The organism is Bacillus sp. FAU20, from assembly GCF_056033865.1.
The window spans coordinates 420,993-443,323 of record NZ_JBVYHY010000011.1 but is presented as its reverse complement, the minus strand read 5'-3'; the positions used below and the strand labels follow the sequence as shown (position 1 = coordinate 443,323).

20 protein-coding genes, 1 pseudogene and 1 other annotated feature are annotated in these 22,331 nt (G+C 36.1%); of the genes and pseudogenes, 10 read left to right on the top strand and 11 right to left on the bottom strand.

Annotated features, from left to right (window positions below; genetic code table 11):
• Positions 1–26: 26 nt before the first annotated feature.
• Positions 27–509 carry a hypothetical protein gene (locus AC0OM3_RS10645; RefSeq protein ID WP_001090922.1) on the top strand — a complete coding sequence of 161 codons (483 nt, stop codon included), beginning with the start codon at positions 27–29 and terminating at the stop codon, positions 507–509.
• 124 nt (positions 510–633) lie between these two features.
• Positions 634–981 carry a hypothetical protein gene (locus AC0OM3_RS10640; RefSeq protein WP_000752494.1) on the top strand — a complete coding sequence of 116 codons (348 nt, stop codon included), beginning with the start codon at positions 634–636 and terminating at the stop codon, positions 979–981.
• A 133-nt stretch (positions 982–1,114) separates the two neighbouring features.
• Here the strand turns inward: AC0OM3_RS10640 and AC0OM3_RS10635 are convergent, their stop codons facing one another.
• The gene (locus AC0OM3_RS10635; protein ID WP_001259288.1) at positions 1,115–2,161 is read right to left on the bottom strand and encodes a DUF2332 domain-containing protein; all 1,047 of its coding nucleotides are present in this window, start codon (positions 2,159–2,161) and stop codon (positions 1,115–1,117) included.
• A 380-nt stretch (positions 2,162–2,541) separates the two neighbouring features.
• Between AC0OM3_RS10635 and AC0OM3_RS10630 the strand changes: the two genes are divergently transcribed.
• Positions 2,542–4,044 (top strand): malate:quinone oxidoreductase, encoded by a 1,503-nt coding sequence (locus tag AC0OM3_RS10630; protein ID WP_000069138.1) that lies wholly within the window; start codon positions 2,542–2,544, stop codon positions 4,042–4,044.
• Positions 4,045–4,091: 47 nt separating this feature from the next.
• Here the strand turns inward: AC0OM3_RS10630 and lsrB are convergent, their stop codons facing one another.
• From lsrB to AC0OM3_RS10610, 4 genes are read right to left on the bottom strand one after another with little or no spacing between them, the layout of a single operon-like run.
• Positions 4,092–5,135: an autoinducer 2 ABC transporter substrate-binding protein LsrB gene (lsrB, locus tag AC0OM3_RS10625; protein WP_000823668.1), complete on the bottom strand. Its 1,044-nt coding sequence runs from the start codon at positions 5,133–5,135 to the stop codon at positions 4,092–4,094.
• The gene (locus tag AC0OM3_RS10620) at positions 5,132–6,121 is read right to left on the bottom strand and encodes an ABC transporter permease (protein WP_000873523.1); all 990 of its coding nucleotides are present in this window, start codon (positions 6,119–6,121) and stop codon (positions 5,132–5,134) included. The genes lsrB and AC0OM3_RS10620 overlap by 4 nt, the downstream gene beginning before the upstream one ends.
• Entirely contained in the window at positions 6,118–7,071 is a 954-nt protein-coding gene (locus AC0OM3_RS10615) for an ABC transporter permease subunit (RefSeq protein WP_046945991.1), read from the bottom strand. Before AC0OM3_RS10615 ends, AC0OM3_RS10620 begins: the two co-directional genes overlap by 4 nt.
• Complete coding sequence (locus AC0OM3_RS10610; RefSeq protein WP_474211716.1) at positions 7,068–8,549, bottom strand: sugar ABC transporter ATP-binding protein; 1,482 nt, start codon at positions 8,547–8,549, stop codon at positions 7,068–7,070. The genes AC0OM3_RS10615 and AC0OM3_RS10610 overlap by 4 nt, the downstream gene beginning before the upstream one ends.
• Positions 8,550–8,746: 197 nt before the next feature.
• On the opposite strand from AC0OM3_RS10610, the gene AC0OM3_RS10605 reads away from it, so the two are divergent.
• Genes AC0OM3_RS10605 through lsrF form a run of 4 tightly spaced genes read left to right on the top strand, consistent with a single transcriptional unit; the run spans position 8,747 to position 12,419 of the window.
• Positions 8,747–9,679 (top strand): sugar-binding transcriptional regulator, encoded by a 933-nt coding sequence (locus tag AC0OM3_RS10605; RefSeq protein ID WP_000080661.1) that lies wholly within the window; start codon positions 8,747–8,749, stop codon positions 9,677–9,679.
• A complete protein-coding gene (gene lsrK, locus AC0OM3_RS10600) occupies positions 9,679–11,241 on the top strand; it encodes an autoinducer-2 kinase (protein WP_000018829.1) in 1,563 nt (520 codons plus the stop codon). Before AC0OM3_RS10605 ends, lsrK begins: the two co-directional genes overlap by 1 nt.
• 26 nt (positions 11,242–11,267) lie before the next feature.
• Positions 11,268–11,630: a cupin domain-containing protein gene (locus AC0OM3_RS10595; protein ID WP_000909983.1), complete on the top strand. Its 363-nt coding sequence runs from the start codon at positions 11,268–11,270 to the stop codon at positions 11,628–11,630.
• A 6-nt stretch (positions 11,631–11,636) separates the two neighbouring features.
• The gene (lsrF, locus tag AC0OM3_RS10590; RefSeq protein WP_000219774.1) at positions 11,637–12,419 is read left to right on the top strand and encodes a 3-hydroxy-5-phosphonooxypentane-2,4-dione thiolase; all 783 of its coding nucleotides are present in this window, start codon (positions 11,637–11,639) and stop codon (positions 12,417–12,419) included.
• Positions 12,420–12,528: 109 nt separating this feature from the next.
• Here the strand turns inward: lsrF and AC0OM3_RS10585 are convergent.
• The 4 genes and pseudogenes from AC0OM3_RS10585 to AC0OM3_RS10570 form a co-directional block, all read right to left on the bottom strand.
• Positions 12,529–12,905, bottom strand: a pseudogene (locus AC0OM3_RS10585) (VOC family protein); the annotation flags it as partial.
• A gap of 419 nt (positions 12,906–13,324) precedes the next feature.
• Positions 13,325–13,651 carry a heme-degrading monooxygenase HmoA gene (gene hmoA / locus AC0OM3_RS10580; RefSeq protein ID WP_000469496.1) on the bottom strand — a complete coding sequence of 109 codons (327 nt, stop codon included), beginning with the start codon at positions 13,649–13,651 and terminating at the stop codon, positions 13,325–13,327.
• 96 nt (positions 13,652–13,747) lie between these two features.
• Positions 13,748–14,968 (bottom strand): MFS transporter, encoded by a 1,221-nt coding sequence (locus tag AC0OM3_RS10575; protein ID WP_474211712.1) that lies wholly within the window; start codon positions 14,966–14,968, stop codon positions 13,748–13,750.
• A 51-nt stretch (positions 14,969–15,019) separates the two neighbouring features.
• Positions 15,020–16,063 carry an ArsR/SmtB family transcription factor gene (locus AC0OM3_RS10570; RefSeq protein WP_474211710.1) on the bottom strand — a complete coding sequence of 348 codons (1,044 nt, stop codon included), beginning with the start codon at positions 16,061–16,063 and terminating at the stop codon, positions 15,020–15,022.
• Positions 16,064–16,353: 290 nt separating this feature from the next.
• Between AC0OM3_RS10570 and AC0OM3_RS10565 the strand changes: the two genes are divergently transcribed.
• Both AC0OM3_RS10565 and AC0OM3_RS10560 read left to right on the top strand, forming a co-directional pair.
• The gene (locus AC0OM3_RS10565) at positions 16,354–16,845 is read left to right on the top strand and encodes a DinB family protein (RefSeq protein ID WP_474211708.1); all 492 of its coding nucleotides are present in this window, start codon (positions 16,354–16,356) and stop codon (positions 16,843–16,845) included.
• Positions 16,846–17,176: 331 nt separating this feature from the next.
• Positions 17,177–18,370, top strand: coding sequence for a NupC/NupG family nucleoside CNT transporter (locus AC0OM3_RS10560; protein ID WP_000273601.1), 1,194 nt, complete (start codon positions 17,177–17,179; stop codon positions 18,368–18,370).
• A gap of 49 nt (positions 18,371–18,419) precedes the next feature.
• Here AC0OM3_RS10560 and AC0OM3_RS10555 read toward each other — a convergent pair whose 3' ends face one another.
• Positions 18,420–19,667 (bottom strand): glutamate-5-semialdehyde dehydrogenase, encoded by a 1,248-nt coding sequence (locus tag AC0OM3_RS10555; RefSeq protein ID WP_002181437.1) that lies wholly within the window; start codon positions 19,665–19,667, stop codon positions 18,420–18,422.
• 31 nt (positions 19,668–19,698) lie between these two features.
• Positions 19,699–20,802: a glutamate 5-kinase gene (gene proB / locus AC0OM3_RS10550; RefSeq protein WP_000744796.1), complete on the bottom strand. Its 1,104-nt coding sequence runs from the start codon at positions 20,800–20,802 to the stop codon at positions 19,699–19,701.
• A 145-nt stretch (positions 20,803–20,947) separates the two neighbouring features.
• Positions 20,948–21,158: a binding site (T-box leader), on the bottom strand.
• Between the two features lie 338 nt (positions 21,159–21,496).
• On the opposite strand from proB, the gene proC reads away from it, so the two are divergent.
• Positions 21,497–22,315, top strand: coding sequence for a pyrroline-5-carboxylate reductase (proC, locus tag AC0OM3_RS10545; protein ID WP_000360712.1), 819 nt, complete (start codon positions 21,497–21,499; stop codon positions 22,313–22,315).
• The last annotated feature ends 16 nt before the right edge of the window (positions 22,316–22,331 follow it).

Sequence of the window (22,331 nt, the reverse complement as noted above, 5' to 3'; positions counted from 1 at the left end):
TTTTTATGAAAAGGAGGAATTCAAGAATGAATACAGAGGATAAAATTTACGCTGAAAAAGTGTTAAAAAATCTCTTTATCGGATCACAAGTTGATGGATTACAATTTGGTATTTCTTCAGGCACTATAAAGATTCAGTTTACAAACTTTCACGACTCCGTTGATTATGACGGGCAATTATATATCAATATCGAATCAAAATGGTGTTTATTTCATAAACCTCAAAAAAGATACCCATTAAATGAAGATGAATTTGAAGATTATTCTGAGGAAGAAGAATATGAGAGAATATTTGAGATAAGAAGACAAAAAGTTACCGATATACAACTCGGCTTAGAAAGCCCTCATTTAATTATTAATTTAGAGAGCGGACAAATTATTTTTGTAAATGGTTTTCATGATTATTATGAATGTTGGCAAGCTGGTGTCCTATGTGAGCAATGGCTTGTAGCCGCTGCACCTGGGAATGAAATCGCCACTTGGACTCCTGATGAGTTCATCGATAAATAAACTGTTTTCACGAAGAAAAACCGAAAATATTTTATGAACTACATAACTATTTCTATTACACTTAAACGAATAGACATTTTACTTTAATAGAAATCATTTTATTAAATTTGAAAGGATGATAATGATGGCATGTGTCCATGATTTTGGAATAATTGACGAATTTAATTCTCAAAAAAGTTACAATGATTATACACCAGAGAAATATTATTGTATTTCTGTTGCTGATGATATTATCAGTAGCTTAAGTCGAAATTTATCAATTATGAAAACCTACTTTCATACAGTCAAAAATCAGGAATACGGTTTAGCTTATTACGGTATTACAATTATCCCGCCTGAATCATTAGCAATTTTCTATGAAACAGTTACATCTTCAAAGTTCTTCAAAAAATCTGATGAGCTGAATGAGTTAGCTTCAAAAATTGTACAAGCTGCAGCAGAACAGAAGTACATGATCCATTATGGGGTTTAAATGTAATTCAAAAAATGCTTAGGATTTCTCCGAAGCATTTTTTGTATGTTACTAATACATTTATTCCTTAACCATTTAGTCAATGCTTGAGCCTATGGTCCCTTCTTTTACAAGTGAGGGCGCCCATATTAATCTAAATAAGCGTCTCATTTCCAATTTTCCAGCTAAACCATCTCCCGTGTCCTTCTGTTTCTCCAACCGTTTCACGATATTCGTTTCCGTTAATATAATAATCAATATGAAGGTCACGATCCCACATATTGTTATACAGGTGGAATACATCACGTTTTGCGCCGATTTCTTGTATTTGTTTTTCTAATTTCTGTTTAACTTGTTCTGGTATTTGATTTGCGACGTGTGTATGGAAAATACAAATAACAGCTTCTTCACTTATTTGTTCAATAATAGATGATAATAGCTCTACACCGTCTCCTTCTATTAATTGGACAGATTCATTTTTCACTAAAGATGCAGCTTGATCAAACATCTCAAGCCTTTCTTTATGTTCTGGCCAAATTAAAGCACGTAACCATAAATAATCTTCCTCATTATGTAAATCATTCACATGTAAGTCCAGTCCGATTCTTTCTACGACAGATGGGCTTTCTTTTAGAAAATGCGGTACATTCTCCCCTCTTATTTCAGAAGTTACATGCACATTTGAATTTATATTTCCGTACATTTCATCCGTCCCGTACGAATAACGATATTGGTCCCAGAACAGTTGCAACCCAGAACTTGTCCCAATTTCAATTAACGCTAACGGCTTCTTCACTTTGTTAAATATGTAGCAGAAACTTGGGTATAAGTATGCGCACCGTCTTACTTCATTTGTTTGAACGAGTTTCGTTTGTAACAAAGTAATGATTTCTTCTCGGTACTCTTTACAGAAATCTTTAAAATGATTAAAAGCTTTATCTAAATTTGTATCAACATATTCGACTAAGCTACTATAATACGTTTTTAAATAATGTTCTTTCCCTGCTAGCAATAAATAATGTACTGCACCTAATAGTAAGTTTGGGACTGGTTGACCTACCTGAGCATAGGAAGATAGTGTAAGTACTTCCTCATCTTCAGCAATTTTTATCGATAAATATTCATATAAATCACTTGACCCTTTACATTCCTTTATTGAAAAGTTTCGAAATAAGTTTGAAATTTGCTCTTTTGTACGCATTAAAATCCCTCCTTTTTATTTTTCAGAATAATCTTACCATTACAGAAAGAATAATCCCATAAAAAGGTACTCGATCTAGTCACTTAAGGATACGTAAGCTTTTTCGAGATAATTTCAAACTGTAATTTTTTTCTATTTACCACCTTAAAAGAGCTTGTTAAATAAGATTTTTAGCGAATAAAACGTTAAATAGTTTAAAATTATCAGATAACACTAGATATTTTAGTCTATTAATTATTATAATAGAGTATGAGATGGTTATATAATTGAGACAAAAAAGGTATACACCTAGGTGGGGCCTAGGCAGTGTTTCTCTTTTACGGCTTAGACATAGAAAACACCTACACTTTTTTGCCAATATAGGGGATGGAGAGATTATCATGAGCAACATGCAGCAAAAAACAGACGTTATCTTAATTGGTGCAGGAATTATGAGTGCAACGTTAGGCTCATTACTAAAAGAATTAGCACCAGAATGGGAAATTAAAGTTTTTGAAAAACTCGCAAGTGCCGGGGAAGAAAGCTCTAACGAATGGAATAATGCAGGTACAGGGCATTCTGCGCTATGCGAACTGAACTATACTTCCGAAAAAGCTGACGGATCTATAGATATTAGTAAGGCTGTAAAAGTGAATGAGCAATTCCAGCTTTCAAGACAATTTTGGGCATATCTTGTAAAGAGCAAATTAATTCGTAATCCACAAGATTTTATTATGCCACTACCTCATATGAGTTTAGTACAAGGGGAAAAAAATGTTGAGTTTCTAAAAAACCGTTTTGAAGCGCTTTCAAAAAATCCACTCTTTCAAGGAATGGAATTTTCTGATGCTCCTGAAACATTAAAAAAATGGCTTCCACTTATTATGGAAGGCCGCACATCTAATGAACCGATGGCGGCAACGAAGATTGACTCTGGAACAGATGTTAACTTCGGTGCATTAACACGTATGTTGTTTGATTACTTAAAAACAAAAAATGTCGAGCTAAACTACAAGCATAGTGTCGAAAATATTAAGCGCACGAAAAATGGTTTGTGGGAAGTAAAAGTACACGATATGAATAGTGGTAAAATTGAGCATCATACTGCTAAATTCGTATTTATTGGCGGCGGTGGCGGTAGCCTACCTCTACTTCAAAAGACTGGTATCCCTGAATCAAAGCATATCGGTGGCTTCCCAGTAAGTGGACTATTTATGGTATGTAAAAACCAAAAAGTTGTAGAGCAGCATCATGCGAAAGTGTACGGTAAAGCTAAAGTTGGCGCTCCGCCAATGTCTGTACCTCATCTAGATACGAGATATATAGACAATAAAAAAGCTTTACTGTTTGGACCATTCGCAGGCTTCTCACCTAAATTCTTAAAAACTGGCTCAAATCTTGACTTAATCGGTTCTGTAAAACCGAATAACGTCTTAACGATGTTAGCCGCTGGTGTAAAAGAAATGGGACTTACAAAATACTTAATTCAGCAAGTTATGTTATCACATGAAAAACGTATGGAAGAATTACGCGAATTCATTCCGAACGCGAAAAGTGAAGATTGGGATATTGTAGTTGCTGGACAACGTGTACAAGTAATTAAAGATACTGATGCTGGCGGTAAAGGAACACTTCAATTTGGTACAGAAGTAGTAAGTGCAGCTGACGGCTCAATCGCCGCATTACTAGGCGCATCACCAGGTGCTTCTACTGCTGTTCACGTCATGCTCGAAGTATTAGAAAAATGTTTCCCAAGCCGCATGGTAGAATGGGAAGAAAAAATAAAAGAAATGATTCCTTCATATGGCATTTCACTAACTGAAAATCCAAGATTGTTCCAAGATCTTCACACTTCTACTGGTCGTACACTTGGATTAAACGAAAAAGAAACTGTTCATAATTAATGCAGAAATAAAAAAACGTCCGATATATTCGGACGTTTTTTTGTCTACTAAAAATTATACTTATCAATATTATCTTTCGTAAATACAACTCGTTCTGGTAATACGATAATTCCGTTCCCTTCTGCCTCATAATCATATCCTTGAATGGAGTTTGGCTCTACTTTCACTTTTCCAATTCCTTTTACTTCGAAGCTATCCCCTACTTTTAACTTCTTCCCTTTTACAACAATTTCATTTGCTACATACGTTGCGAGAGCACCTTGTTGTTTTACATCCCATAAACCAAATTGTTGTACTGTTCCTCGTTTTACATAATCACGCATAACGTTCGGTGTAGAAAATCCAGTTAACACTACTTTTTTATCCATTTTTAAGTTTTCAGCTGCCTGCGCCATTGCTGGGAGTGCTGTTGCATCTGGACAAATAACTGCGTTAATATCTGGATACGTTTTTAATATGTTCTCCCCTACGGATAAAGATTTTTGTGCATTATTTTCACCGTACTGCGTCGTTACAATTTCCCAGTTCGGATATTTCTTTTTAATAATTTCTTTCGCTTTCGTTACCCATTGGTTTTGATCCGTTACTGTCGGGCTAGAATAAAAGAATGCTACTTTTCCTTTATCTCCAATTTGCTTAGAAGTCATTTCTATTAATAAGTTAGCAAGTTGGTCTGGTGTTCCTTGGCTTATATAAAAAGAACGATCTTTCGGATTCACATCAGAATCCCATGTTAAGACGGTCATTCCTTTTTTCTTAGCACGTTGTAGTGATTGCGATAAACCATCAACTGATGTAGAGGAAACCATAAGTGCATCATAGTTTTGGTTAATAAAATTATTTATATACTTTACTTGCCCTGATACACTCGCTTCAGACGGCCCATCATATTTCACTTGTACGCCTAGCTTCTCTCCCATCTCCTTTGCTCCTTCACCGCCCGATGTAAAGAAGCCAACTCCTGTTAATTTCGGAATAAATGCAAATTTCACATCATCCGCTTTTTTCTTATCTACCGTTTGACTGGAACAAGCTATTAAACCAATTAGGCAAATACATACGATCAATACAATCCCTAGTTTTCTCTTCATGACATTTCCCCCTTATGCAAACTCTGTCTTTTTCCCGCTAAAAATTGATGTAATTTGAAATGTCTCATAATAACTGAAAGAATAAGGATAATACCAATAACTACGTTAGATTGTTCATTTGTTAAACCCGTCATTTGCAAGCCATACTGCATGAGCCCAATGAAAATACTCGCCAGTACAGTACCGATAATGCTTCCTTTTCCGCCTGTAATAAGTGTACCGCCTAAGACGACTGCTGTAATGATTGGTAATATTGTTTCGCTTCCTATATCAGCACGTGCAGAACTGAAATATGCAGTTAAGAAAGCTCCTCCTAATCCACCTCCTAACCCAGAAAGTATGTAAGCAATGATTACTACTTTTTTCGTTTTAATCCCGGTGTATTTTGCTGTATTTTCATTCGCGCCTGTTAATTTTACGTGGCGCCCATATATCGTTCGGTGAAACAAAATCGTGCATACAATTGTTAATAAAATAAGTAGCCATAATAAATTGGGTATTCCTATAAAACTACCATTTGCTAGTTGTACATAAGTATCAGGTAAACCGCTTATCCCTTCATATCCAGAAGCACCTGCCCCTCCTGAAATGACGAGTGCAATTCCTCCGTATAAAAACATCGTTCCGAGTGTAACGACTAGTGGTTCTACATCTGTCAATTTTATAATGATTCCGTTTAAAGCTCCTGCTAAGCAACTGACTATAAGTGCCATTATTACTGCTAGTAAAATATGAATTCCATTCATCCAAAACACACCAATTAAAATCGAGGTTAGCCCCATAATTGATCCTACAGATACGTCAATTCCTCCTGTTACAATAACGAAAGTCATTGGAATTGCCGCGATTGCTATGAATAGAAAATCATTTGTACTAAAAAGGAGATTACTAATATTTAAGAAATTGCTGTTTATAAAACTAAAGAAAATGAATTCTATAAGAAGTAATATGATTAACACACCTTCCCATTTGTAAAAATACTTCATAGATTCATTCTCCTTTCTGCTTTCCACTTCTTCATGACGCTATCTAATATGATAATAAGTAATAGTAAAAAACCTGAAATAGCATTATTCCAAAATGCTGGTATTTTTAAAAAGATAAGTGAACTGCTTATCACTTCTAAAAACAATGCTCCTAGTGCAGCTCCAAATATAGAACCTGTTCCTCCTTTTAGATGAATTCCTCCTAGCACAGCAGCTGCAATCACCTGTAGTTCTATTCCTGTACCAGTTTGATTTGGAACGAACCCGATATTCATAACAAATATGCAACCAGCGATTGCCGCACTTATGCCCGATACAATAAACGCATTTATCTTCACTTGATTAACAGGTATACCAATGAGTCTCGCACCATCTTCATTGTCACCTACCGCATAGAAGTATCTTCCGTAAGGTACCTTCCTTAAAAAGAAATATAGTAGTAATAAAACAATTAGAATACCCCATACAGTTATCGGCAGACCAAGTATGACGATAGATGAAAGTTTCTTAAAATTATTTGGAATATCTTCAATCCACTTCCCGCCTGTGAAGATTAACATTGCACCCCTAACAATTCCTAGCATCCCTAATGTCATAATAATGGCTGGTACCCGAAACTTTGCAACGCCAATCCCGTTTATGAAACCAATACTAGCACCAAGCATTACAGCAGCAAAAATTGACAAGAATGCATTATACCCGTTCGTTAACAACATCCCGCAAACTGCCGCGCTTAATCCCATAATTGAGCCAACTGATACGTCTATATTTTTCGTAAATAAAACGAACGATTGGCCAATTGCTAGAACGACTAAAATAACGCTTGATTTCATTATTAAAGATAACGAGTTAAACTGAACAAAACTAGGATTTATTATACCGACAATGGCTATATAAATTAGTAGTAACAGTATGATAGACGTTTCATGCATTTTTAACATGCGTTTCATTCCGTTACACCTCCGTATGCAAAGCGTGTAACTTCATTCACACTCAGTTGTTCTTTTTCCATATGAGAAACAAATCGCCCATTTCTCATTACATATACACGGTTTACTAATTGGACAATTTCTTCAACATCTGAAGAGATTAATAAAATTGCGAGTCCTTCCCTTTTCATTTTTTTTATCGTCTCATACACTTCAAGCCTTGCTTTCGCATCAATTCCGCGAGTCGGCTCATCAAGAATAATAATTTTAGGATTACATGCAAGATACTTCGCAAGCACGACCTTCTGCTGATTACCTCCTGATAAAGATGCCAATTCTTTATTCATATTCTGTACAACAATTCGGAACTGTTCTATAAACGAATTAACTAAAGCGCTTTCTTTTTCTTGATTTATAAAAAAGCGATTATTTTGATATAAACTTGCTGCTGCAATATTTTCTTTAACAGAAGCAATTGAGAAAATTCCATTCCTCGCCCTATCCTCTGGCACATAAACTAGTCCTTCGTCTAGCCTTTTATGCAAAGAACACGTATCAATTGATTTTCCACCCAATAAGATAGACCCTGATTTTATAGTTTTCAATCCAAATATCGCTTCTGCTAATTCCGTTCTGCCAGATCCTATAATGCCAGCAACACCTACAACCTCACCCGCATGTACAGTGAATGATATATTTTCGAATGCGTGACCATTTATATCAACCACTTCTAATATTTTTTTCGTCTTTGCTGTCTCTTGAACTACTTCTATTTTCTTTTTCTGTTTATATCCTTTTGGCAATAGTCCCTCCATCAGCATGTCATATGTATAGTCACATACATCACCTTGGCTTACAACCATTCCATCACGTAGTATTGCTACTTTGCTGGCAATTTCAAAGATTTCTGGAAATCGATGCGTAATATAAATCATCCCAATTCCTTTTTCTTGTAAACTTTTCATCAACACAAAAAAACTCTTAATTTCATGTGTTGTTAATGTCGATGTTGGCTCATCTAGAATAAGAATCTCAGCTTCTCTTATTAATCCTCTAACGATTTCTACTAACTGTTGTTGCGCAATCGATAATGTTCCTCCTAGTTTATTAAGGTCAATATCCCATCCTAAGCTGCTAATCAATTGCTGAATCTGTACTTTTAGTTTCTTTTTCTTTTCTTTTAACCCAATACATATATTTTCTTCAATGGTCATATGCGGAAAAATGAGCGGTTCTTGTGGTATTAAATAAATCCCTTCTTGGTGTGCTTCTTTTGGATTTGCAAACTGCTGTCTCTTTCCTTTCACATACATTTCTCCACTATCATACGAATATAACCCCATTAATATTTTCATTAATGTCGATTTCCCGGCGCCATTTCCACCAACTAAAGCGTATATATCACCATGCTCTACTTGTAAGTTCACTTCCTTTAGCACAAGTTGATTCGAAAACGCCTTACTCATTTTCTTCACTTGTAATAAGGGCACATTCTCCACATGATGTCACCTGCCTTTACCCAGAACATTTTTTGAGAAAATGATTATTTGTTCTACTTGTTTTGTAGCATTGTATATTCCTTTTTTCATATCTAGAACACTTTTTTCAATGTACTATTAATCGTTTCAACTGGAATAAACAAAATATGTGACACATATGTTTAAGCATTGGTCAATTGTTGAAAGGGATGAAGAGTATGTCACAGCTGAACTTTGAAGAAAATTTATTAACTAAAGTAGCCTGGTACTATTATAAAGATCAATTAACACAACAAGAGATTGCTTCACTTCTTCATATTTCAAGAAATAAGGTTGTCCGGTTATTAGATAAGGCACGCAGTGAAGGTATCGTTACATTTCACGTAAAAGGAACCGGTTTGCATTGCTTGAGCATTGAACGTGACTTAATGAAAAAGTTCCACTTAAAAGATGCTTTCATTATCCCTACTCCAATAAACAATTATGCTACTTCTCTCGGAAAAGCCGCTGCACAATATTTAGAGACTCATCTCCAACAAGGTGATTTACTCGGCATCGGCTGGGGTGAAACGATAAGTAAAATGCTAGAAAACATTCATTTTGAAAGTTCTATTAATCTTTCATTCGTAACGCTAACAGGCGGAGTAAACCACTATCTCCCAAGAAAACAAAACTATTTACACTACATGCAAGGTGATCTTCATATTATTCCTACTCCTTTTCTAGCATCTTCTACTGAAATGGCACAAAGTATTTTATCAGAACCAAGTGTGAAAGATATGCTTCATGTCGCTTCACTTGCACATACAGCAGTTGTCGGTATTGGCGGGTTATCTCAAGACGCTACGATTGTAAAAGAAGAAAAATTAACGCTACGTGAAATGACATATATTCGAAGTCAAAACGGGGCGGGCGATATTTTAGGACAGTTTTATAATACGAATGGTGATTTATTAGAGCTCTCGCATCACAATCGTCTAATTGGCACGCCTCTCTCTATTTTGCGCAATATGAATCATGTCGTTGGTGTTGCTGGAGGTACAGAAAAGATAGATGCAATTTATGGTGCCTTAAAGGGAAAGTTCATTCATACATTAATTACCGATGAGGAAACGGCCCTCTCCTTATTACGAAAGGATGGTGATTGTTAATGTCTCATTTATTAGCTTTTGATGCTGGTACAGGAAGCATTCGAGCTGTTCTTTTTGATTTACTAGGTAATCAAATTGCGGTCAGTCAAAAAGAATGGGTTCATAATACGGATCCTCGTTACCCAGGTTCTATGAATTTTGATGTAATAGAAAACTGGAAGCTAGTACAACAATGCACGAAAGAAGTTTTACAAAGAAGTAATGTCACGCCTTCTTCTATTCAAGCTATTAGTGCTACTAGTATGCGGGAAGGTTTTGTTTTATATGATAAAAATGGGCAAGAAATTTGGGCTTGTGCAAATGTTGATGGGCGTGCATCCGCTGAAGTTAGTGAGCTAAAAGAAATACGGTCACATCTTGAAGAAGATTTATATACTAGATCTGGTCAAACTTTTTCATTAGGTGCTTTACCTCGCCTACTTTGGATTAAAAAACATGAACCAGACGTCTACAACAATATTCACTCCTTTACGATGTTAAATGATTGGATTTTGTATAAATTAAGCGGCGTACTGCAAATCGACCCTTCCAACGGTTGTACGTCTGGAATCTTTGATTTACAAAATAGAAATTGGGATAACGATGTCGCTAAAGAGTGTGGTATATCTTTGCCATTTTCACCAAAAGTAAATGAAGCTGGCACTGTGATTGGTAATGTTACAAAAGAGTGTGCAGCACTAACTGGTTTACTTGAAGGGATTCCTGTCGTCGCTGGCGGCGGTGATGCTCAAATGGCAGCACTCGGGACTGGAGTCGTAAAACCAAATCAAACTTTAATATGCGGCGGCAGCTTTTGGCAACAGGAAGTGAATATTGCAGAGTCAACAACGGATCCAAATGCTGCAATTCGAGTAAATTGTCACGTCGTTCCGAACCTTTGGCAATATGAAACGATTGCCTTTTTCCCTGGCCTCGTTATGCGTTGGTTTCGAGACGCTTTTTGCCAAGAAGAAAAAAAGCTCGCTGAAAAACTCGGTGTAGACGCTTATGAATTATTAGAAGAACAAGCGAAAGACGTTCCTGTCGGTTCATATGGTATTATCCCTACTTTTTCAAACGTTATGAACTACATTTCTTGGCGTCATGCCGCACCTTCATTCTTAAATTTAAGTTTAGACGCTGACAAATGCGGAAAAAAAGAAATGTTCCGTGCTATTGAAGAAAATGCCGCCTTCGTTACACTTGGAAACTTAAAACTAATTGAAAATCTTACTGGTACATTCCCTTCTGAAGTCATTTTTGCTGGCGGTGCCGCTAAAGGGCAACTATGGCCACAAATTCTATCAGACGTTCTCGGCATTCCTGTAAAAGTACCAGTTGTGAAAGAAGCAGCTGCTTTAGGAACTGCAATTGCTGCTGGAGTTGGCGCTGGCATATATTCATCTATGGAAGAGACTGCCGAACAATTTGTACAGTGGGAAAATACATTTGAACCAATCACTGAAAATCACGAGCTATACAAGGAATTCTATGAAACATGGAAAACCGTGTATAGCAGTCAGCTCGCTTTAGCTGATAAAGGACTTACAACACATATGTGGATTGCGCCTGGTGCACTGTAACACATTTACATAAAGGAGTGAACTGTATGTTAAAAGCGAATGAAAATGATTTCTCCTATCGCTTCGGTGATAACGGGCCGAAATATTTAATACAAGGCCCGAATATTGATCTTGGTCTTGTTGTCATTCAGCCTGGGCAAGAGTTTCAAAATCATTACCATACAACGTGTGAAGAAGTTTTTTATGCGTTAGAAGGTGAAATAGACTTCTATGTAAATAACGAAAGAGTTCCGATTAAACAAGGTGATGTCCTGCAAGTTCGCCCTCATGAATCTCACTATCTGATTAACCATTCTGACAAACCTTTTAAAGCTGTTTTTATAAAGTCACCACATTTACCAAATAAAGATACGGTACAAAAGGAAAATCCAACATTAACGAAGGAGTGATTTGGAATGACTTGGGGATTTAAAAATCGATTAAATACAATTTTACCTGATGGCAGAGCGGTAATGTTAGCGATAGATCACGGCTACTTTTTAGGGCCAATCCACGGGCTTGAACAGCCACTTGAAACTGTTAAAAACTTACTTCCTTACACGGATTCTCTCTTTTTAACACGTGGTGTACTTAGCTCCTGCATTCCTGAAAACTGCAGCACACCGATGGTTATGCGTGTATCTGGCGGCGCTACTGTCGTCGGTAAAGATTTAGCGAATGAAACAATTGTTACACCTGTGAAAGAAGCAGTGAAGCAAAACGCAATTGGCGTTGGCGTTTCTGTTTTTGTCGGATCAGACTATGAAACACAAACTGTTTCGAATCTCGCAAATGTAGTCTCTGAAGCTCACGATTACGGCCTACCTGTACTCGGCATTACCGCAGTCGCAAAAGAATTACAAAAACGTGAAGCTCGCTTTCTAGCACTTGCTTCCCGCGTATGTGTTGAAATGGGTGCTGATATTATTAAAACGTATTACTGCGAAGGATTCGAAAAAATAACGAGCACATGCCCTGCCCCAGTTGTCATCGCGGGCGGCCCAAAACTAGATTCAATTGAAGATGCATTAAACATTACGTACAATGCACTGCAAGAAGGTGCAATCGGCGTAGACATGGGCCGGAACATATGGCAATCTGAACATCCTGCTGCGATGATTCAAGCGATACATGGTATTGTGAAAAATGGATTGAATGTGAAAGAGGCGCTTGAACTTTATAATGACGTGAAGAATTAATGTGAAAAGACAGACTATTTATTAGTCTGTCTTTTTTACTTTACAGTGAAACTTTCTTAATCCGTCTTCTAATATGATACATATTTAAATTTTATACACCTTCAAATGATTACTCTTGATGATCACTATTAAGCTTTGAAACTTTCTTATCTTCTCTATAATCAAGACAAGACACTTCAATTAATAAGCCATTAAATACTGTAAAATAAAAACCATAACTACTACCTCTCATCGAATAAGGTTCCTTGTCTATTTCAATGCCGCCGGCTACTAAACGATTATACGCTTGATCCACTTCACTTGATGTATCCACTAAAAAACCAATATGAAAAGCTTCCGGATACGTAACTTCCTTATTCCCCTTAAATGCCTTTGGATCACTTAGTACAAGTATAAATCAACTCTCATCACTACTAGTGCCTTTCCCTTTTGCTCCGAAAATTGAAAATCAAAAAATGTTTCAAAGAAATATGTCGCTTCTGATAAAGTGAAACTTTAATTAGTGGGGTTTTATTCATCCCCCACTGATTATTAGTTGAATCAATCGGGCTTTTACGAGCAGTTGATCCCCCACCTAACTTCTTTTCTTTAGCTGAATTTTGAGGTGGGGGTCTTACTGCCCGTTAATGCGGGATAAATCATCAACACATAAATTTAAATGATTCAGCTTCATGTACTCATCTCCTTTTAAACAGAGGGTATATAGACTCATTTTCATAACACTTAAATATGTAAGACAAGATATTCAAGCGTTCCATCTAAGACCATGCTTTATAAGTCTAATATTTTTTCTATAGCCTAGAACTTTTTTTAAATGAATGAAAAATTTTCTATCATTCCCATCCCCCAGTATTAAAAAAGAGGATACATGTTTGCTTCTACAACATGTATCCTCTGCTTGTATATTACGACTGTTGATAAGCCGCTTTCGATGATTTCACATAATAAACCGCATGATCCACATTAATAATATGATCTGGTTTTGGTTTACCACGGCCCGCTCTATGTCCAGCTAAGTGTTCTTCACTTGTTTCCCAGTTTTTCCATGCTTCTTCCGATTCCCAGCGAATCATAACGACAACTTCTTCGTCTCCTCGTCTTACTTTTTTCACAAGAACACTCAAGTCGATAAAGCCTTCAAATTTTTCAATAATACCTTCTCCAGTGAAACGTTCTACAACTATATTTGATGTACCTTCTTTTACTGTAAATGTTTTCGTTTCGATAAACATATATCCCACTCCCTCTTTGCAATACGAATACTACTATTCTTCTATTATAATTGATTATGATAATTATTTTCAATTGTAAAGTTTTAATTTTTTGAATTATGCTGATTTCTTTTCTATCGCCTCATCTAAAAATATGAAATATGGAAGTAACATTCCTATTAAAGAGGTGACACATATAATTGCACCGATGATTAAATATAGCACTCTTACTCCCCACATTTCACTCAATATTCCCCCTACTAACACACCTAACGGCATAGCGGATCGTATGAAAAATAAACGCACTGAAAATACTTGTCCTATCATATTATTCGGCACGGTTTGTTGGCATATTGTTGTGTTATAAACATTGAAAAATGCAATACAAATCCCTGCTATTACTTCAATTATTATTGCAATGATAATACTATGATTGAACCCTAATGAAATGTATGTGAGTCCTCCTATAAACAATCCTCCAAGCATAAGTATACGCCGGCTTTTATATGTTACTTTTCCGACTAATACTGAGCCAATTACATAGCCAAGTGGAAACCCTGCCATGAAATAGCCGTACTCTGCATATCCCGCTGACAGCTCGTCTTTTATATAAGGAAGATTTGTGACCATTGTTACCCCTACTCCAAACTGCACAAAAGTAAGAAATATACCGAGCCAAACGATGATTGGTTTTGTAAAAAAATATGTAAAACCTTGAAGGAATTGTTCTAGCCACGTTTTTCGTATATCTGTTGTAGTTCTCTTTTCTTTTATATAAAGTAAGAAAGCACCACTAACAAATAGACAAATACATACGAAAGATAATGTAAGTTCTGTTCCAATGAAATGAATGACTACTCCACCTAATACTGGCGCAAGAAACATCATGAGACGAGTCATTCCATCAATATACGCATTTGCGTCTTGAAGTTGTTCTTTACTTACAATGCTCGGTGTAATTGCCTGACTTGCAGGTGTATAAAGAGGTGTAATAAGTCCCACTACAATTTGAACAACATAAATATGCCAAACTTCTATACTACCTGTAACTAGCATCACCAAAGGTAATAAGAATACGGACGCTCGTATCCATTGTGAAAAAATCATAATCCACTTTCGGCTCCATTTATCAATAAATGGGCCACTTATTAATTGCAGTATGAGTGATGGGATGAAATATAATAGCCACATACTACTTAAAGCTGTTTTTGACCCTGTTAATTCATAAACAAGAATCGAATTACATAACGTTCCGAAAGCCCCGCCCAATTCTGAAATCGCGCTACCTATCCACATGAAAAAGAACGAACGATTTTTCAATACATTTTTCAATTTCATACACCAACTTTTCTTTTATATTCCTCCCTCTATGTACATTCTCGTTGTTAATTATCTATTCAAAAACATATCTAATTCTTTCGCTAACGACTGTACTGCTTTCTTTCTTAATACATATTTCCCGTCATGTATATCTACTAACTTCGCTGCACGTAACAATTTCAAATGATGGTGTACAGTCGATTTACCGAGTTGCAGTCTTTCTGTAATTTCCTGCAATGTTCTTTCTTTTTCAAACAACATTTTTACAATGCGTAACCTTGCTTCATCCCCAAGCGCCTTATGTTTTTGAACTAAAAAATAATTCGGTTCATATAGATCTTCAGGATGGATGCTTTCGTTTGCAACTGGGTAATGAAATACTTTCGTATCTTCAATATCCGCCTCAATATTCCACGGTCTGTACGTCATTTGCGGGATAAGAAGTACATTATGAACACTTGGTTCTGGCATATAGTTCACACCGCCAGTCGCCCACTCGACGAACTCTTCCGGTTTCATCTTTTTATTCATCTCATTTTTCGCTTCATAGTCTCTTTGTAATATAGAAAGTATTTTCTCTTCCTCTTTCTGAATAACACTCTCATACCAACCTGTCATTACAGCGATTAAATGAGGTTTCAGCACTTGTACATCCACATTACATATAAAACGAATATACGTAGAGAAAAACTGATGATCCTGTGTTAGTTCCTCTAGTTCATGTATTGCAGTTACGTCTCCACTCGCTGCTAAATGTCTATTCTTTTCATGCTTCTCGCCTAAAAACGGTAAACATATATATTTCAAATCTACTTCTGAAAGCGCATTGATTTTAGTATGAAACTGTGATATTTCCTGAAACTCCCCTTTATACAACAACTGAAGTAACGCTTTCCACGTATTATGTTCCTCTACAAACTGTAAGTGCTCTCTCATTTCTTCTGTTAATGATTTCTTAATTTCTTCCCATTCATTTTGACTCTTTTCAAGAGTATCAATTAACCGCTTATGAGTAATCGCAGCAACGCCAAGTGCACATTCGAAAAGTATCGAATATTTCACTTGAACGTTATAAGTTTCTCTCTTTCTACTCGTTATGTGATAGACCTCCATTTTTATCCCTCCTTGTTTGCTATATATTTAATTCTATTTTTATCGAATTATACCTTCTATATTTTTAGAATTATATTACAACTTTAAAAATATTCTAATCAATGAGCAAATAGAAAAGATTTATACTCTTTTTTATTCTGACTCAATTAAAACCTTGATTATTAAAAATGAAAGTTTTTAATGCCTCTTTTATACATTGCATTTCCTTCTCTTGATCAGCTATAAAGAAGGTTTATTGAAGAGAAAAGAGAATTGATTTTATTAAGAAAAATGAATAGGAGGCTATACGAATGGGGAGAAAAGAAATGTTGCAAAATGGAGTCCAACAAGTTTTTTACGAAGAAGAATGGTACCCACCAATATCAGAAGCGTTAAAAAATCTTACTGCTGAACAAGCATGTTGGCAACCAGAAGGTGCTACCAGTAATACGATTTGGGAAAATGTGAACCATTTATTAATCTTTAAAGAACGCCTACTTTCCCGCTTACATGAAGACAACACATTTGTTGCTCCACAAAATAATGATGAAACCTTTATCCAAGGTGAGCCTAATGATGATAACGCTTGGCAACAAACAGTAAAGCGAACGCTTCAAGTACATGATGCCTTACAATCTTCATTAACCGCCCTTCAAGAAGCAGAACTAGATCAACTAAGTCCTTCTCTACCAGTTTGGCAACAATATATGAATATCCTTTTGCATGATGCTTATCATACAGGACAAATTATACAGCTTCGGAAACTTCAAGGTTCATGGCCAACTCACCGTTCTTATTTATAAAGTGAAATTTTAATCAGCTCTTACCAATCGGGATTTTGCGGCAGCCCATCCCCACCTCACTTCTTTGCTTTCCCTGAATTTTGAGGTGGAAGTCTTACTGCCCGTTAATCCGAGATAAACGATGTTTAAAATCGCATACGTTTAATATCCAACAAAGCAATTGAAAATAGCTACTTGTTTTGTAATTACTGCGATTGCTCAAAATAAAGCAAATTAAAATACGTGAATCCCAAACATCATTTACCTTCTTCATAACTTCTGATCATAATCCAAATTTGGAAGAATAGAGGCTTTTTTATATACAAATAATAAGCCTCAAGGAGTTGTTGACATGTATTTCATATTGAATATGTTAGGGATTTTCGTTGTCATATTAATCGTTTTCTTATGTTCGCCTAATAAAAAACATATAAAATGGAGACCAATTGTAATTCTCATCCTATTGGAGCTTTTTATTACGTGGTTTATGTTAGGCACAAAGCTCGGCAGTATTATCATTAATAAAATTGCGTCATTTTTCAGTTGGCTACTAGCATGTGCGAATGAAGGTATTCGATTTGCATTTCCTTCAGCTATGGAAAGTCAGCACATTGATTTCTTCTTTAGTGCGTTACTTCCTATCATTTTTGTTATTACTTTTTTCGATATTCTTTCTTATTTCGGAATCTTAACTTGGATTATTGATAAAGTAGGTGCAGTTATTTCAAAGATTTCTCGTTTACCAAAGTTAGAAAGTTTCTTTTCGATTCAAATGATGTTTTTAGGAAACACCGAAGCACTTGCAGTTGTTCGTGATCAATTATCTGTTTTAAAAGAAAATCGATTATTAACTTTTGGAATTATGAGTATGAGTAGCGTTAGCGGATCCATTCTTGGTGCTTATTTATCAATGGTTCCAGCAACATATATTTTCAGCGCAATCCCATTAAACTGTATTAACGCATTAATTTTAGCCAATGTATTAAATCCTGTGGAAGTTTCGAAAGAAGAAGACGTTGTTTACACACCTTCAAAACATGAAAAAAAGGATTTCTTTTCTACTATTTCAAACAGTATGTTAGTTGGGATGAATATGGTTATCGTTATTTTAGCTATGGTAATTGGTTATGTAGCTTTAACAGCATGTTTAAATGGGATTTTAGGATTTTTTGTAACAGGGTTAACAATTCAAAAAATCTTCTCCATTATCTTTAGTCCTTTTGCATTTTTACTCGGTTTATCAGGCAGTGATGCTATGTATGTAGCTGAATTAATGGGGATCAAAATAACGACGAATGAATTTGTTGCAATGATGGATTTAAAATCAAACTTAAAGTCGCTACAACCACATACGATTGCGGTTGCAACAACATTTCTAGCTTCTTTTGCTAACTTTAGTACAGTAGGTATGATTTACGGAACTTACAATTCATTATTTGGCGGAGAAAAATCATCAGTCATCGGTAAAAATGTTTGGAAGCTTCTTGTTAGCGGAATGGCGGTTTCTTTATTAAGCGCTATGCTTGTTGGACTATTTGTATGGTAAACATTCTTTAAAACGAAAGACACCCAATCGAATTGAGTGTCTTCTATTTTTATTTTCGAATTTGACCATTTCCACGAATCACATATTTTGTAGAAGTTAATGCAGGAAGCCCCATTGGTCCTCTTACGTGTAACTTTTGTGTACTGATGCCAATTTCTGCGCCGAATCCGAATTCAGATCCATCAGTAAAACGAGTTGACGCATTATGATACAGTGCAGCCGCATCTACAGCTGTGAAGAATTTGCTGACGTTTTCCTCGTTTTCTGAAATAATCGCTTCGGAATGCATAGATCCATACGTATTTATGTGATGAATCGCTTCTTCTATAGAAGAAACTACCTTCACTGCCAGCATGAGTGATAAAAATTCTGTACCCCAGTCTTCTTCTGAAGCAAGTACTATTGAAGAATCAATTACCAATGCTTTCTGATCACCACGTAACTCCACGCCGCTTTCCTTCAAAGTAGAAAACAACTCGCTACCATATCGCCGCGCCCACTTCTCATGAAGTACAATCGTTTCAATGGCATTACATACAGATGGACGCTGCGTTTTTGCATTTATAATAATATCAATTGCCATTTGTTTATTCGCTGTTTCATCAATGAAAATATGACAATTTCCTGCACCCGTTTCAAGTACTGGAACAGATGCTTCTCTCACTACCGTATCAATTAATTGTTTGCCACCTCTTGGAATAAGAACGTCTAAGTAATCATTCATTGTAAACAACTGCTTTGCGCTATCCCGTGTTGTGTCTTCTATGAGCTGTACACTTTCTGGAGGCAAGCTTGTTTGTTTAAGCGCCCGGTGAATAACGTCAACAATAGCTTTGTTAGAATTGATAGCAGAAGAACTACCACGTAATATAACTGCGTTTCCTGTCTTTAAACAAATTGTAGCAGCATCTACTGTTACATTTGGCCTTGCCTCATAAATCATACCAACAACACCAAGTGGTACACGCATCTCCTGAATAAATAGTCCATTTGGTCGCTCCCATTTGCTTACACATTCTCCAACAGGATCACGTAATTCAATTAATTGCTTAATTCCCTCTGCCATATCAATGATACGCTGTTCATTCAGCATTAGACGATCAAGGAGTGAATCAGAAAATCCTTTTGCCTTACCTTCTTCGATATCTCGTTTGTTTTCCTCTAAAATATAAGCTGTTTCTACTATTAACCTTTCAGCAATGGCAGCAAGTGCTTCGTTTTTTTGACTTGTAGATTTTAGTACAAGTTCTCTAGCAACTTCTTTCGCCCTTTTCCCCTTTGCCAACACTTCATTCATTTTTGTTTCCTCCTTTTTAACATCACTATTCTTAAAGTGAAACCCAATAATCTCTATGAATAACTTCATAATTATGTCTTTCGCCTCTTGCTTGAATATGTTGGCTTTGCATACCTTTTATCTCTCTTAATTCCTCTGCGCTATAGGTGCATTGCCCTTTTCCAATTACGTGCCCTTGTTGCGTCATTACTTCTACGACATCGCCAACTTTGAAAAATCCTGACACATTTGTAACGCCGGCAGGAAGAAGACTCTTACCATGCTGAATGATAGCAGTAGCTGCACCAGCGTCTACTTCAATTTGTCCGCTAACGAGCGAATGCAACGCGATCCATTGCTTGTTCATCTTCATTTCTTTTTGAGGAGCATTTCCGATATATGTTCCATCACCTTTGCCCTTTAAAACATCTACAAATTTCTCTTGTCCACGTCCTGTTCCAATAAATACACTCGCACCAAGAGAGAGTGCTGTCTTTGCAGCATCGATTTTTGATTTCATTCCGCCAGTCCCAAGTTTTGAGCCAGCATCTCCTGCAAGAGAAGCGATTTCTTCTGTAACTTCAGGAAGGAAATAATATTTTTTCGCATCCTCATTTTTCTGAGGATTTTTGTCATATAAACCGTTCACATCTGTAAAAATCATAAGCATATCAGCTGAAACAAGTCCGCTTACTAAAGCTGACAGCATATCATTATCACCGAACGTTAGCTCCTCTAAAGAGATGGAATCATTTTCATTAATGATTGGAAGAGCAGAACGGTTTAATAACTCTCCTAAAGTAGCGTAAGCGTTACTATATTGTTCTTTTCTAGAAAAGTCACTTCTCGTCAGCAATAATTGCGCAGTTACAATACCATATTTACGGAATTCCTCCGTGTACGCCTGCATTAACAAGCTTTGTCCGACAGCCGCAGCAGCCTGTTTTCCTTTAATTGTCACAGGTCTACTTGGATATCCTAGAGCAGAAAAACCTGCAGCAACGGCTCCAGATGTAATTAACAAAACTTCATGTCCTTCCTCTTTCAATCGAGCCAATGCGGCAACATGATCTGAAAGTTGTTCTTTAGAAATGCCTCCGTGACTATCTGCCAAGGAGCTGCTCCCAATCTTAACGACAACTCGTTGTTTTTTCACTTTTGTATCCCCCAAATCTAAAATCAAAGTTTTTTATACATTACACTTTTATTCATACAGCTTTCAGTCATTTTTATTCTCATTATTGCTGCACCTAGCCTATTCAAGAGCAAAATAAAAATGACCGCTTCGCCCTTAATAAAATAAAAAGGACGAAACGGTCATTGTTCCGCGGTACCACCTTAATTGATATACATAGATATCCACTTGGCGCCTATAACGCAGGCGAACGCCTAAACTTTCATTTAAGACTCAGGGATAGGTTCGATATATTCTATACGAGGAATCTTTCAGCCGGTGAATTCCACTCTCTTTCGCAAGAAGACATATGTACTATTTCCCTTCAACGATTTTCGGTTTAATTTTTTTATATTATGCGATATAGTTTGATTTGGTGTCAAGAGGTATTTTAAAAAATAAATAGAGCGACAAGTTCTTGTATGAAATGATTGCCCTACTGAATGAAAATACAAATTGATATAACTGCAACTCATATTCATAAACATAATACCTTACATTATAGTGTATATATTTACAGAATGTCGAATATAATTCATTTTTATCTTTTACTGTTGCAAAAAGGAATATATTCTCTTAGAATGTTTCTTTATATTGCATGGAGATGTTATTGTTATTTTAAGATAACAATTTCGAAATAATATAATTTATTAAAAAGGAGCAAGATTGAGTTATTATGGATAAACAAATTGGATTCATCGGATGCGGAAATATGGGAATGGCTATCATTGGCGGAATGCTAAACAAAAAGGTAGTGTCTGCAAATCATGTTATTTGTTCGGATTTAAACACTACGAATTTAAAACATGCTAACGAAAAATATGGGCTAACTACAACTACTGACAATAATGAGGTAGCTAAAAATGCTGATATTTTAATTTTATCAATTAAACCGGACCTATACGCAGCGGTCATTAACGAAATAAAAGAAGTCATCAAAAACGATGTTATCGTCGTAACGATCGCTGCCGGCAAAAGCATTAAAAGTACTGAAGAAGCTTTTGATAAAAAATTAAAAGTTGTAAGAGTAATGCCTAATACACCTGCTCTTGTTGGAGAAGGAATGTCTGCGTTATGCCCTAATGAAATGGTGACAGAAAAAGATTTAGAAGATGTGCTAAACATTTTCAATAGCTTTGGTCAAGCAGAGATTGTAAGTGAAAAATTAATGGATGTTGTTACATCAGTAAGCGGTTCTTCACCAGCATACGTATATATGATTATAGAGGCGATGGCAGATGCTGCTGTACTAGATGGTATGCCTAGAAATCAAGCATATAAATTCGCTGCTCAAGCTGTATTAGGGTCTGCAAAAATGGTACTAGAAACAGGAATACATCCAGGTGAATTGAAAGATATGGTTTGTTCTCCTGGCGGAACAACGATAGAAGCTGTAGCAACATTAGAGGAAAAAGGCTTACGCACAGCCATCATTTCAGCTATGCAGCGCTGTACGCAAAAGTCTATTGAACTGTCTAGCCAAACAAAAAAATAAAACGATAAAAGAGATC